The organism is Chryseobacterium urinae (assembly GCF_030518295.1).
Lineage (GTDB): Bacteria > Bacteroidota > Bacteroidia > Flavobacteriales > Weeksellaceae > Chryseobacterium > Chryseobacterium mucoviscidosis.
The window spans coordinates 1-14,037 of record NZ_JAULSJ010000057.1 but is presented as its reverse complement, the minus strand read 5'-3'; the positions used below and the strand labels follow the sequence as shown (position 1 = coordinate 14,037).

General features: G+C 36.4%; 10 protein-coding genes and 1 pseudogene. 9 read left to right on the top strand and 2 right to left on the bottom strand.

What is annotated here, in order from left to right; all coding sequences use genetic code 11:
• A partial coding sequence (locus tag QWT87_RS20465; RefSeq protein WP_302718526.1) for a hypothetical protein occupies positions 1-1,123 on the bottom strand: 1,123 nt, incomplete at its 3' end.
• A 97-nt stretch (positions 1,124-1,220) separates the two neighbouring features.
• Here QWT87_RS20465 and folE point away from each other — a divergent pair.
• From folE to QWT87_RS20415, 9 genes and pseudogenes are all read left to right on the top strand, one after another.
• Positions 1,221-1,886 carry a GTP cyclohydrolase I FolE gene (gene folE, locus QWT87_RS20460; RefSeq protein ID WP_076395046.1) on the top strand — a complete coding sequence of 222 codons (666 nt, stop codon included), beginning with the start codon at positions 1,221-1,223 and terminating at the stop codon, positions 1,884-1,886.
• A gap of 44 nt (positions 1,887-1,930) precedes the next feature.
• A complete protein-coding gene (locus QWT87_RS20455) occupies positions 1,931-2,074 on the top strand; it encodes a hypothetical protein (protein WP_302718524.1) in 144 nt (47 codons plus the stop codon).
• 92 nt (positions 2,075-2,166) lie between these two features.
• Positions 2,167-2,549 (top strand): annotated as a pseudogene (locus QWT87_RS20445) (putative polyvalent protein kinase domain-containing protein).
• 152 nt (positions 2,550-2,701) lie between these two features.
• A complete protein-coding gene (cysS, locus tag QWT87_RS20440) occupies positions 2,702-4,168 on the top strand; it encodes a cysteine--tRNA ligase (protein ID WP_302718518.1) in 1,467 nt (488 codons plus the stop codon).
• Between the two features lie 253 nt (positions 4,169-4,421).
• A complete protein-coding gene (locus QWT87_RS20435) occupies positions 4,422-5,588 on the top strand; it encodes a T9SS type A sorting domain-containing protein (RefSeq protein WP_302718516.1) in 1,167 nt (388 codons plus the stop codon).
• A gap of 125 nt (positions 5,589-5,713) precedes the next feature.
• Positions 5,714-8,365, top strand: coding sequence for a 4-alpha-glucanotransferase (locus tag QWT87_RS20430; protein WP_302718514.1), 2,652 nt, complete (start codon positions 5,714-5,716; stop codon positions 8,363-8,365).
• A 136-nt stretch (positions 8,366-8,501) separates the two neighbouring features.
• The gene (locus QWT87_RS20425) at positions 8,502-9,464 is read left to right on the top strand and encodes a hypothetical protein (RefSeq protein WP_302718512.1); all 963 of its coding nucleotides are present in this window, start codon (positions 8,502-8,504) and stop codon (positions 9,462-9,464) included.
• 178 nt (positions 9,465-9,642) lie between these two features.
• A complete protein-coding gene (locus tag QWT87_RS20420; protein WP_087707892.1) occupies positions 9,643-10,086 on the top strand; it encodes a hypothetical protein in 444 nt (147 codons plus the stop codon).
• A 128-nt stretch (positions 10,087-10,214) separates the two neighbouring features.
• Complete coding sequence (locus QWT87_RS20415) at positions 10,215-10,724, top strand: ferritin (RefSeq protein ID WP_116095914.1); 510 nt, start codon at positions 10,215-10,217, stop codon at positions 10,722-10,724.
• A 74-nt stretch (positions 10,725-10,798) separates the two neighbouring features.
• Here QWT87_RS20415 and QWT87_RS20410 read toward each other — a convergent pair whose 3' ends face one another.
• The gene (locus QWT87_RS20410) at positions 10,799-13,795 is read right to left on the bottom strand and encodes a S8 family serine peptidase (RefSeq protein ID WP_302718508.1); all 2,997 of its coding nucleotides are present in this window, start codon (positions 13,793-13,795) and stop codon (positions 10,799-10,801) included.
• Positions 13,796-14,037: the final 242 nt, after the last annotated feature.

The following is a 14,037-nucleotide window of genomic DNA, read 5'->3' as shown; positions in this document are numbered from 1 at the left end:
TTCTGTCAAAAAGATAACGGTATGTCGCTAATTTTCGGGTGATCGTGGTATCAAGATTTTCCGCAATTTTAATCATTTTAGGATTGAAATCTCCGATCCACTGCATTTCTGTTACTTTAAAATCTGTATGTTTTCTCAAATGTTGCGTTCCTTCCCAAATCATGTAGCCTTCAAGACCTTTCCTTTGCCATTCAGGAACAACACCGAAAACAAGACCCACCATTTTTTCGTTCTTCTTAAACTGTTTGATCCAGAGAAACTTCAGCTTTTCCCAAATCCCGAATTTTCCGTTCAGATATTTAAACCACTGATTCGTATCCGGAAGATTCATCCACATGGCAATCGGTTTTTCATTTTCATAAACAAACCATGAAATATGTTCATTGATGATCGGTTTCATCGTTTTAAACATTTTCAGCACTTTAGATTCCTGCATGCATTTTCCTTCGCCGTGTGCAGCCCACGCTTTATTATAAATTTCCGTAAAATCTCTGGCAAATTTTTCCAGATTATTTTTCGTCATGGGTTTTGCAGAAAGATCGGGATTTTTACTGTGTTTGGCGTGCATAACCGTAAAAAGTCTCGAAACTTCGGCAAAAATAGGTCTTGAAAAACAAAGCTGCTCAAAATAAATTTTAAATCCGTAGTTCTCAAAAAGATCTTTGTAATAAGGAAAATTGTAATTCATTCCGTACAAAGGTTCGATAAAACCTTCAATTACCAATCCCCAGAATTTGTCACGTTCCCCGAAATTAATCGGTCCGTCCATTGCTTCCATTCCTCTTTGCTGAAGCCAGTTTTTGCAGTGATCAAAAATAAAATTTGCAGTTTCCTGATCGTTTACACAGTCGAAAAACCCGATTCCGCCGGTTGGCTGTTTTTGCTGATACGTTTCGTTAATGAAAACCGCAACTTTGCCTACGGTTTTATTTTCTTTATTTTTAAACAAAAATCTTGCGCATTCCCCGGTTTTAAAAAATCTGTTTTTTTGAGGGTTAAAAATATCTTCGATATCAATATTTCGGGGTCTTATATAGTTTTTGTCTTTTTGATAAAGCCTTGCCGGAAATTCTAAAAATTCCTTTCTCTGAGATTGGTTTTGTACTTCTTCAGCAGTAATCATGGTGTAAAATGATAGTGGGGGTAAAAGATAATGTTTTTCGCCCAAATTAAATATGACGAACAGATTTTATCCGTATTTTTGTGCAAATTAAATAAAAATGGTTGATTTTACGGATAACGACGATGATATTTTCACAGGAAAAGAACATACGCCTATAAGGGAAGATGCTTTTGATAAATCACCGGAAGAAAAAATAGAAAAAATTACCGAACTGTTTGGGGAAATCATGGAAACACTTGGTTTAGACATGACCGACGATTCTCTGAAAGACTCTCCGAAACGTGTTGCTAAAATGTACGTAAATGAAATTTTCGGGGGGCTTCTTCCAGAAAACAAACCGGGAATTTCTACATTTTCAAATAAATACAAATACCGCCAGATGTTGGTGGAAAAAGATATCACCGTTTATTCATTTTGTGAACATCACTTCCTGCCGATTATCGGGAGAGCGCATGTTGCTTACATTTCGAACGGAGAAGTAATCGGTCTTTCAAAAATCAACAGGATTGTGGATTATTACGCAAAAAGACCGCAGGTTCAGGAAAGACTGACAATGCAGATTGTGAATGCCCTGAAAGAAGCTTTAGGAACAAAAGACGTTGCCTGCATCATCGATGCAAAACACCTTTGCGTTAATTGCAGAGGAATAAAAGATACGGCAAGTTCTACCATTACCGCAGAATTAAGCGGAATTTTCAGAACCAATCCTATCACAAGACAGGAGTTTCTGCATTATGTAGGAAGCCATGCAAAATTGGATTAAATGAAAAATTGTACTATTTTTAACAATGTTAAACGATATTAAATATGAACTCCAATATATCCTTTCAGGAAAGAGCGAAGTTAAGTATGGAAATACTATCCAAACAATCGCCGGTTACCTTAGAAGAAGCCAAGAAACAGGCAGGCTGGCTTCAAAAGAAAAGTATTTCAAAAGAAAAGAAACATTAGAGTTAATCGATTGGATTAATTCTAACAACCTTTGGTATAATACGATAGATTTTAATCTGTTTGTATAAGAAGGAGCGGAGCAAAAAGTATATTTGAAAGATGATAGTTTTGTTTTAAAGCTGAATGATTCTATTTACTATGAATCATGGCTGGATTACTTTCATAATCTCCTTTTAAATAATTATTTTTTCCGGATACAGCATATGAATTAATTGGATTTTATTTGAATTCAGACAGTTTATATGCAGTTGTTAAACAAAGATTTGTTAAATTAGATCAGTTAACTGATCTCAGAGAAGTTAAAAGTTTTCTTGGTAATAATGGATTTGAAAATATAAGAAACAATGATTACTATAACTCTTCCTTAGGAATTATTCTGGAAGATCTCCATGACGAAAATGTCATTACACAAAAAGGAGTGTTATATTTTATTGATACTGTTTTTTATATTAAACCTGAAATTTTCTGGAAGTAAATTATAATGATAAAATTTAAAAAAGTTTCATACAAGATATTTGTAACAACCATTATTTGTTGTTGCTGTACCTGCTGCTGTTAAAAGGTTAAAATCTTTTAATTAATAAACTTTACACTAAATTTTAAAAATCATTAAATCAAAATAAAAAAATGCAACTAAAAATATACAACTCGCTTGCGGGCGAAAAAGAAATATTCAAGCCGATTTTAGAAGGAAATGTAGGAATGTACGTCTGCGGACCGACCGTTTACAGCAATGTACACTTGGGAAATGTAAGAACCTTCCTTTCATTCGACTTCATCTACAGAAGCTTGATGCATTTGGGTTATAAAGTTCGTTATGTAAGAAACATTACCGATGCAGGTCACCTTACCGACGACGGCGACGTGAACAACGACAGATTCGTTAAACAGACTCGTCTCGAAAAGTTAGAACCAATGGAAATTGTACAGAAATACACAGTCGATTTTCATAAAGTGTTGGATATGTTCAATTTGCTTCCTCCGAATATTGAACCGACTGCAACAGGTCATATCGTAGAGCAGATCGAACTTACTCAAAAATTAATAGAAAGAGGATTCGCTTACGAAAGCAACGGTTCTGTGTATTTCGATGTGTTGGAATACAACAGAAGAGGCTTAAACTATGGTGAGCTTTCAAAAAGAAATATAGAAGAACTTTTTGCCAATACCCGTGATCTCGACGGACAGGGCGAAAAGAAAAATCCGCAGGATTTCGCATTGTGGAAAAAGGCTTCTCCGGCACACATCATGAGATGGAATTCGCCTTGGGGAGAAGGTTTTCCGGGATGGCATCTGGAATGTACTGCGATGAGTACAAAATATTTGGGAGAAACTTTCGATATTCACGGAGGCGGAATGGATCTTAAATTTCCGCACCATGAATGTGAAATTGCACAGGGAAAAGCGTGCAATGATGCTTCTCCTGTAAATTACTGGATGCACGCCAATATGTTAACGATGAATTCTCAGCGTATGAGCAAATCCACCGGAAATTATATTTTGCCGATGCAGTTGGTGACAGGGGAAAATGATTTCTTCGAAAAACCATTCCATCCTTCCATCGTTCGTTTCTGCTTTTTGCAGGCGCATTACAGAAGTGTTTTAGACATTTCAAATGATGCCATGATTGCGAGTGAAAAAGGATACACGAGATTGATGGAAGCCATTAAAGTGTTGAACAGCATCACTCCTAATGATGAAAAACAATCCGATTTCAGTCTTGAAGAATGGAAAAATAAAGCGTATGATGCATTAACGGACGATTTTAATTCTCCGGTTTTAATTGCGCATTTATTTGAAGCGGTAAAATATATCTTTGCTTTAAATGATGGAAAGGAAACTGTTTCAACGAAAGATTTAGATGATTTAAAATCTACTTTAAATGCTTTGGTTTTCGACGTTTTGGGACTTCAGACGATTGAGGAAAACAATAATGAAAAACTGGATCAGACCCTGAAAGTTTTAATCGAGTTGAGAAATCAGGCAAGAAAATCAAAAAATTTCGAACTTTCCGATCAGATCCGCGATAAACTTCTTGCTGAAGGCATCGAACTGAAAGACGGAAGAGACGGAACTTCTTATGTTTTGAATTAAAATAAAGCTTCAGGGCTTTTAATATATCTCCCGCAGATTTACAGATTATGCAGATTTTTTACAGAATCATCCGCTAAATCTGAAAAATCTGCGGGAGTTTTTTTATGCATAATACTGTCATTTCGACGAAGGAGAAATCTATTTTCAAAACTTAGCCTAAACCTTATTTTCAAACTAAAAAAAATTAAAATCCAATCCAAAAATTACGTAACTTAGTCATAATAAAATGATTAAAAATTTAAATGGATAGACTATGAAAAAACATTTATTCCCTTTATTTCTGTTGTTGATGGGCGCAAACGCTTCTGCGCAGCAGGATTTTTTTGCTTTGGTCGGAAAAGACACACAAAGTATTGTGTTTAATGATTTCCGTTCCATCGACGGAACAAGCGGAACTTCCGGAGAACAGATTTTCAATGCAGATTCTTCTGCAAGAGTTTTCTCACAGAGCAGGAACGGCGCTGTAACCGAGGATAAAAATACCTACAATAACGCTCAGGCTGTAAATATGGCAACGCTGGCGTATGATTCTTACAATAATAATCTGGTGTATATGCCGATGTTTTCTTCCAATATTTATGTTTTAAATGCCAAAACAAAGGAAATTACATTGGTGGAAAACAGTGTGGCAAGAGTTACTTCATGTGACATCAATTCTCATGTAACGAGAATGACAACAGGTTACGACGGAAATATTTACGCGATCAACAATTCCGGAACACAGTTTTTGCAGATCAGCAGAAAAGGAAATCAATATGTGGTTAACGATTTGGGAATCATCAAAGATGACGCTTCCAACGGAAAAAATTCTTTCACTACTATTGAAACAGGTTTCGGAGGAGATATGATTGCCGATGCAGAAAATAATTTCTATGTTTTTTCGGCTTCGGGAAATGTTTTCAAACTTTCTCCAAAGGAAATGAAGGCTAAATTCATAGGAAAAATTGCCGGAATTCCTGAAAATTATTCGGTAAACGGATCTGCCGTAAATTCAAAAGGAAAAGTAGTGATTGCAAGTGCAAAAGGTGCTCCTCTTTATGAAGTGAATCTTGCTACCTTACAGGCAAAACCGCTTGGAGGAGAACAGAATCTGCATATTTATGATTTGGCAAGTAAATATTTTGCGAATGATAAAGCCGTTTCTAATAATGCTTACGCCAATCTGGATATTTATCCGACAAGAGTGGATGAAAAGTATATTAATGTGAATGTAAATGACAAAGCCGTAAAAGGAAACATTACACTGAATGTTTTTGATCTGTCAGGAAAAAATGTGATGAAACAGCATTTATCTGTAAAAGACGGTTCTTTAAATCAGCAGGTTTATCTTAAAAATCTAATCAGCGGAGCTTATCTGGTAAACATTACCGACGAATCCGGAAAAGTATTATTAAACAAGAAAATTTTAGTTACAGAATAATCTTTAACTTTGTATAAAGCTTAGAAACCTTTTCAGACATTTTGAAAAGGTTTTTTTAATGAATATTTGATATTCAATAAGTTTTATTTTTCAGGATTATAATGTATTTTTATAAAAAAATATAAATGAAGCTATACTTTAATGTAGGTTACAGTGCGAAAGTCGGAGAGAATCTGCAATTGATGATCAAAGATGAAGGCTCTGTACATCAGACTCATGCTATGTTTTACGGAGAAAACGGATTGTGGAAGTGTGAGGTGGATTACTTTTCCAAAACCATATCATATCACTATCAGCTTATCGATGAAAGAGGAAATATTCTTCGCGAGGAGTTTGTTCCGCATCATCTTACTTTTCCGCACAATTACAAGGAATTTGTGGTTTTTGACGAATGGAATAATAAAAATTTCCCTGAAAACTACCTCAATAATAAAATTCTCTATAACAAGCTGAATACATTCAAGCCGGAAAAAGTTTCTGTGCTGAAGAAGCATACGCATTTATTCAGAATAGAAGCTCCGATTTATAATCCGGACTGGAAGATTGTTGTATTCGGAAGTACGGCTTCATTAGGAAATTGGGACTACGAAAAGGCGATCCATCTGTCTCAGACCGATTTCGGCATTTGGGAAACTTCTCTGGAAATTCCTGAAAACGAATTTATTCAATATAAATACTGTCTTTACGATGCCGGTAAAGGTAAAGTAATTGATGTGGAAACCGGCGAAAATAGATTTGCTCTGCCCAATCAGTCGAAGGACGTTTTACAGATTGTTTCGGATCATTATTTCAAATTCAAACTGTATCAGATGTATCACGATGCTGGAGTTGCGGTTCCTGTTTTCTCTTTGAGAACGGAAGACGGTTTCGGTGTTGGTGAATTTTCTGATATGAAAAAACTGGCAGACTGGGCAAAAGAAACCAATCTCGGAATTATCCAGATTCTGCCGATTAACGATACAACAGCAAATTATTCATGGACAGATTCCTATCCTTATGCTGCAGTTTCTGTTTACGCGCTTCATCCACAGTATATTTCCCTTGAAAATCTCGATATTGCGTTACCGAAAGATTTAATGGAAGATTATCAGGCTGAAAAGTCAGAACTAAATTCATTAGAATTAATCGATTACGAAAAGATGATTTCCGGAAAATGGAAATATCTGACTGCCATTTTTAATGAAGATAAAGAAAAGATCTACAAGGACAGAAACTTCAAGAAATTCATCAAAGACAACGAGAGCTGGCTTCTTCCTTATGCAGCATTCTGTGTACTGAGGGACAAATACAAGACTCCGAATTTCAACGAATGGAAAACGCATAAAAAATATATTGCAGGAAAGGTTTCTACATTTTTTTCAGCAAAAAGTAAAGATTATGATGCTTCTATGCTTCATGCATGGGTTCAGTATCAGCTTCATAAACAATTAAAGGATGCGATTGATTATACGCATAACCTCGGAATTTCCGTAAAAGGGGATCTGCCGATCGGAATCTACAGACATTCTGTGGAAGCATGGACAGAACCTGAACTTTTCGGAATGGATTTTCAGGCAGGAGCACCGCCGGATCAATTCACAGAATTGGGGCAGAACTGGGAATTTCCAACGTACAATTGGGAAGCCATGAAAGCTGATGATTACAAGTGGTGGAAAAACAGGTTCAAAGCATTGGAACAGTATTTTGATGCGATGAGAATCGACCATATTTTAGGGTTTTTCAGAATCTGGAGAATGCCGGTTTCTGCAACTCAGGGAATTTTAGGATATTTTTATCCTGCCGTTCCTATTACGCTGGAAGAATTCAATGCGAGACATATTCCTTTTAATTTCGACAGATACTGCAAACCTTTTATCAATGATCAGATTCTCTGGAAATATTTAGGCGAAAACAGTGGAAAAGCATTTGAGTTTATCAATAATAATCAGAACGGAACCTATTCATTTAAAGAAGAATTTAATACACAGCGCAAATTAGCCGACTTTTTTAAGAAAAATCCACGAGGTCCGATTGAAGATCAGTTGATTTCTCTTTGTGCCAATGTTTTATTTTTAATTGAAGAACGAAACGGGCAGGTTGTTTATCATCCGAGATTTAATGTTTATAACACAGAATCTTATAAATATCTTTCGGATTGGGAAAAAAAATCGATCTACGATCTGTATCACGACTATTTCTTTAAAAGACAGGATCATCTTTGGTATGAAAAAGCGATGGAGAAACTTCCGATGATTCTTAATGCTACAGAAATGCTGATCTGTGGAGAAGATTTAGGTCTTGTTCCGGACTGTGTTCCTGTTGTGATGGATGAACTCGCGATTATAGCTTTAAAAGTGCAGAGAATGCCTTCAGATAATATTCCTTTTTACAATCCTAAAGATGCAGGCTATCTGAATGTTGTTACGGCTTCCTCACACGACAGCTCGACGTTGAGACAATGGTGGAAAGAAGATCCTGCGCTTACACAGAAATATTTCAATCAGCAGTTGATACAGTATGGAAAAGCTCCGGAAGAACTGGATCCTCATTTAGCCGAAATTATAATGAAACAGCATCTTTATAATGACTCAATGTTAGCAATTTTCCCGATTCAGGAGTTTTTAGCAACGGATAAAAATCTTAGGAATCCTAAAATGGATAATGAAAGAATCAATAATCCTGCGGTTTTTCCACATTACTGGAGATACAGAATGCATCTTAATCTGGAAGATCTGAAAGAGCAGAAAGATTTCAATCAAAAAATAGCTTATTGGATTAAAGACAGCGGAAGAATATAAATTTAACATTTGATTATCAATTAGTTAATAATAAATTAAAAGAAGTTGGATCGAAAGATTTAACTTCTTTTTTTTATTTATATCCAAAAGATAGAAGTAGAAATTCGACTATATTAACCAATTAACGACTATAGAAATGAAAAAAATATTAATCAGTTTTGCTTTGGGCATGGCGACTTTATCGTTTGCTCAGCAGTATCCGAATAATGGTTGGGAAGATGACGGCTATTATCAGAATGACGGAGGCTATTACAGTGATGAAGACGATCAGAATTATTTCCCGGACGATTATTACTACAATTATCCGCAGGATTATTATCCACAGGATTATTACCAGACCAATTACAATGATTACAGGAACAGCATTATAAGCATCAACTGGAATGGCTTTTTTGCCCAAAACAGGCTGAATCGTTGGCAGATAGACCAGATCTTAAGGTTGAATAATCTGTATGTAAGTTTCTCCACATGGAATAATTTCTACAGATACAATCCGGACAGATGGTATTATGATAGATTCTATGCGTTGGAAAGAATTATGGGACCGAGAGTTTTCGTGGTATTCCAGAATAATTATTACAGAGGATACAGTCCTGTAGTTTATTTTCAGAATTACCGAAGAACGCATTATGCAGGAATTTGCAGACCAATGCCGCGTTACAGAAATGTAAATATCAATATTTACAGAGTAGACAGAGCCAGATTCCGCAGATATGATAATCCGACCTTTAATATTGTAAGAGGAAGCGACAGACCGAACAACGGTTTCCGTGGAGGTGTAAGAGACGGTAATAACGGTGGTTTCCGTAATCAGGCAGAAAACAGAAACAATAATCCGGTTTTCAGAAATGATAACGGAGTAAGAAATAACGGAAGTTTCAGAAATGAAAGAGCGGAGAACAACAGCGGAACCAGAGGTGGCGGTTTCAGAGGAGGAGAAGTAAGAAGAGAAGAAGCTCCGAGACAGGAAAATAACGGAGGCGGTTTCAGAAATAACGGTGGTTTCAGAAGAAGTGAAAATGCTGCTCCGAGAGAACAGAACAGAGGAGGAGAAAGCAGAGGAAACAGCGGATTCCGAACCGGATTTGCAAAGAATTAATTTTCATATATTATATTTAAGTGGTGTGAGGGCAGATATTTATGATCTGCTCTTTTTTTTATTTTATGATTGAAAAATTCATGTTAAAATTTAACATTTTTTATGAGGTTTGTCTTTTAACTTTCGTTTTAACCAATAATCAAAAAGATGTATAACAATTAATTAAAGATTTAAAAAAATGAAAAAGTTAGTTTTAGCAATAGCATTTATCGGAATGGGAAGTTTTGCAATGGCACAGCAAACAACTCCGACACCTCAGGACAGACAGGCTAAAAGAGCGGAAATGAAAGAAAAATTTCAGCAGAGAGAACAGGAACATATGGCGCAGATGCAGAAAGATTTAAATTTAAATCAGGCTCAGGTAGATAAAATTAAAGCACTTCACGAAAAAAGAAAAGCTGAAATGAAAGCTGATTTTGAGAAAAACAAAGATCAGAGACAGGCAAAAAGAGCACAGATGGATGCCGATATGAAACAGATTCTTACTCCTCAGCAATATGATAAATGGCAGGCAGACAGAAAAGCAAAAATGGAGCAGAGAAAAGTGGCAATGAAAGAAAGAGGAATGAAAGGCGGAAGAATGCACAAACCAATGAACACGGCGGCTCCGGATGCAAATTAAGTAGTTTATAATTTTGATTTTTTAATGTGTGAGAGGACGGGATTTATTCCGTCCTTTTTCATTAAATTCTATTAAAACTTTTGATTTCGGGGTTTTATTCCCTAATTTTGACTGAAAATTTACGAATTATGGTTAGCGAAAAAATTGCAAAATTAATTAACGAACAAATAGCCCACGAACAATACGCTGCACAATATTATCTCTCTATGTCTGCATGGTTTTCCGGTAAAGATCTGGACGGGATTGCCAATTATTTCCGTGTACAGAGCAAAGAAGAATTAATGCATGCTGATAAGATGTTCGACTATTTAAATGATGTAGGCGGAGAAATCATCATTGGTGAAATCGCAAAGCCACCCCACGAATTTGCAAACGCAATCGACATTTTTGAAAAAGCTTTGGAACACGAGAAAAAAGTAACCAAAAGTATTTTTAATATCGTAAAAAATGCAAATGACGAAGGTGATTTTGCAACAACTTCTTTTCTGCAGTGGTTCATCAACGAGCAGGTAGAAGAAGAAGCAAGCGCATCTCAGTTGGTTACCAAAATCAAAATGGTAAGCGATAATCCATCCGCTTTATATCTCTTTGATCAGGAATTGGCGCAGAGAGTTTTTGCACCGGATACAACAGCTTAATATTTATTTTCCAGCATAAAAAACGAAAAGAGCAGAAATTTCTGCTCTTTTTTGTTGATAATTATATTTAATTCTTAATGTTTTACTATCAGATGGATAGATTTTTTCTCAGAATTAGCGAGAATACTTACTACGTAAACTCCATTCGGAAGATCGTTAATAGAAAATACTTTTCTGCTGATTCCTTTTCTTAAAGATTCGGATTCTGAAATCGTTTTAAGTGTTTTTCCGTTATAATCTGCCAATACGATATTTACTTTTGTATCTTCAGCCAGATTAAATTCTAAAGTAGCATTGGAAGAAGCCGGATTTGGAGATAATTTCACGTCCTGTAAAATGGCAGACTGAGCTTTTACCTGTCTGCATTTGTCGTCGCAGAACTGCTCTCCGTCTGAAGGTTCTTTCTGGTTGATGGTAATCAGGAAATGACAAACACTTCCGTACAACTCATCAGGACTTCCTGTAATGGATTGAGTAGCGGCAAAATCATAGCTTTCCGGTGAAGTAATGCTTGTGTTTTCCTGTTGGAAACTAAGCGCAACAGGGAAATATTCTCCTGCTTTCAGCCTGATATTTTTAAGGGAAGCGTTCTGAAGATCTGTGATGATAAATTCATGTTCATTGTAATTAAGCACCTGCATTCCTTCCATTACTTTTCCTCCGTTTTCCCATCTTTCCCACGCTATATCATTTAGTTTTACTACAATATTTCCTACGCTTTTGAAAGGTACGTTAGAATCTTTTACCAAATTGAATTTAACATCAAAATTCTTTTCAAAATCAAAATAATTTCCGAAGAAGAATCCTGATTTTTTAGGGAAAGTTCCGCTTAAGCTTACCAGTCTTGTATTTCGGGTTACAACGTTATTGTTATTGGTAACATTAGGCTGAATAGGAGCATTCGGACCCGGATTTTCGTTGTACATCGGATCTCCCGGAGATACAATTCTGCCTAAGAAACAAATCTGATTATCGGTAAGACCTCCATAAATTGCAGGATCAACCGGATTCCATTTGGCATCAATAATGTAAGTTTGTCCCGGAGCCAGAGCCGGAATTTTGAATCCCTGACCTGTTGCGTACGTATTCGAAGCATTAAATCCTGTATACGGAGTAGTAAGTTCTCCACCTGCCGAAAAACCGTTAATTAACTGTATTCCGTTCCATGAGTTTGGCCATGTTTCGCCGGTAGATCCCATCGTCCAGTATAATCTTGCAAAACTTGGGGCAGAAGTTGTACAGCCGATATTGCGAACTCTGAATCTCATCACGTTAAATCCTGGTCCAAGATATCCCGGATCCTGATGGGTAAAGTTTAATAGAGAACTGTTGGTACGTCTGTTCCAGATATCAGGACTCTGATAAATATTTGCCCATGTCGTTGCAGAAGGGTTAGGTTCCAGACCGATATCCGCAGAACTGTCGAAAGCCGCAAGACTGAATGTTGATTTAGCTCTTTGAACTGCCGCATAAGCATTTACCAATCCATATCCCATCTGGCTATTCCATGTTCCGTTTGGTCTTCCTGAAGTGGAGGCATAAGCATAAAGATCTGTTCTTACCTTTTGAGCAGTTTGTTCTATAATATCTCTTACCTGTTGAGCGGTTAAACAAGGGTTTGCAGATAAAATTAAGGCAGCTACACCGGCAATAACAGGACATGCAGAAGATGTTCCGTTAAAATCAGGAGTATAGTCTGAAGCATTATATCCATTGCCTCCCTGTCTGTCTGTGGTAGGCATTTTCACACCGGGAGCCATAATGTCGAGCTGGCTTCCGTAGCAACTTCCCCACCAGTTTTCTCCGTCACATGAGCCCGGATTTTTTCTTTCACCACAAGGACTTAATGCTCCAACCACCAATATCTGTGGATTCCAGCTTCCCGGATATCTGATTGTGGTATTGTTTTCATTACCTGCAGCAAAAACCACAACCATCCCTTTTCCGCCCCTGCCGTTTACCAAAGCGTTGGTAATTCCGTTTTCGATTATGGTAGAAGGTGCATATCCTCCCCATGAATTGCTGATTACATCTACGCCATTTGCTGTAGCCCAGTTGAAACCATTAGCCAATTGCTGAGGTGTATCAGCAAAGGTAAGATTAATACTTATGGAAATTAATTTTGTATTGGGAGCCACGCCGCTGATTCCTAAATTGTTGTTTTGAACGGCTCCGGCAATTCCTGCACAGGCGGTACCATGACTTCCTCTTACCACAGAAGGTGAAGTATTGGTCTGCGCATCATATCCTGATCCGAAAACATTCGCGGCAAGATCCTGATGATTCATTTCGAAACCATGATCAAAGATTGCTGTTTTCACGTTGGCTCCGGTGGATAAAGTCCATGCCGATTCAGCTTTTATATCAATTCCCGCATAAGAAGCCCCAAACTGTCCTGTATTTTTCAGTGACCACTGATTGGGATAAGAAGGATCTGCCGTAGCTTCCAGATTGTGATACATAAATTCCGGTTCCGAAGCTTCAAAAGATCCTGTTTCGTAAAATAAAGCGGACATTTCTATTGCCGTAGGAAGAGTGGAATTTTTAGAACATGAAATCGTAAACCAAAGTGGCATATATTCGTTATAACCTAATACTTCCACATTGTTTTTCTGTGCTAATTCATTCAGAAGTTTGAGGTCGTTTTTTGATTTCAGTTTTACATAGAAATTATTAGACATTCCCATTTTTTGTTTTTCACCGCTTATAAAACAAGGGGATGCAACCAGTACATTGGGATTTTTGTTTTTTTCAGCGATATTGGCAATGTATTGTTCGTCTGAAATATTGGCGTCGGATTCAATTTCTACATAATAGCTTTTTTTATCGCTTACCACTTTTTTTCCGTCATTCAAAAGAGAATTTTTGGTAAAGTTTTCAACAATCGGGGTGGTTGTTTTCAAATTTCTTACAACATCTGTATTGGCAGACGAAATGGCAATTGATGATTTGTCTAACTGAAGGAAATATTTTTTCCCTTTGTAGTAATAAAAATACTTAGAAGCTGTTTGTGCGCTTATGCTCAGGATCATGAAGAGCGATAAGATGAATGTAAATATTCTAATTTTCATAATACTTTGTTTAATGGTTAAAATTTTTTTTAATGATCTGGTTTTTAATCTAAGGTGGTTTGAATAGAATTTCTGGCATAATTCATGTATTTAAGATTAATAGAATTTTATTTTTAAAATACTAATAGTCAGTGTTTTAAATTATATCTTATTAAAGGTAAATGAATTGGGTTTAAATTGCCAGTTATAGTAATTAACTGTCATCACATATTGATTAAGTGTAATGAAAAACAGAATAAGTG

Bases quoted from the DNA above. Each gene is read 5' to 3' on its own strand.
- folE (WP_076395046.1), top strand. From the start codon at position 1,221: ATGGTTGATTTTACGGATAACGACGATGATATTTTCACAGGAAAAGAA.
- QWT87_RS20455 (WP_302718524.1), top strand. From the start codon at position 1,931: ATGAACTCCAATATATCCTTTCAGGAAAGAGCGAAGTTAAGTATGGAA.
- cysS (WP_302718518.1), top strand. From the start codon at position 2,702: ATGCAACTAAAAATATACAACTCGCTTGCGGGCGAAAAAGAAATATTC.
- QWT87_RS20435 (WP_302718516.1), top strand. From the start codon at position 4,422: ATGAAAAAACATTTATTCCCTTTATTTCTGTTGTTGATGGGCGCAAAC.
- QWT87_RS20430 (WP_302718514.1), top strand. From the start codon at position 5,714: ATGAAGCTATACTTTAATGTAGGTTACAGTGCGAAAGTCGGAGAGAAT.
- QWT87_RS20425 (WP_302718512.1), top strand. From the start codon at position 8,502: ATGAAAAAAATATTAATCAGTTTTGCTTTGGGCATGGCGACTTTATCG.
- QWT87_RS20420 (WP_087707892.1), top strand. From the start codon at position 9,643: ATGAAAAAGTTAGTTTTAGCAATAGCATTTATCGGAATGGGAAGTTTT.
- QWT87_RS20415 (WP_116095914.1), top strand. From the start codon at position 10,215: ATGGTTAGCGAAAAAATTGCAAAATTAATTAACGAACAAATAGCCCAC.
- QWT87_RS20410 (WP_302718508.1), bottom strand. From the start codon at position 13,795: ATGAAAATTAGAATATTTACATTCATCTTATCGCTCTTCATGATCCTG.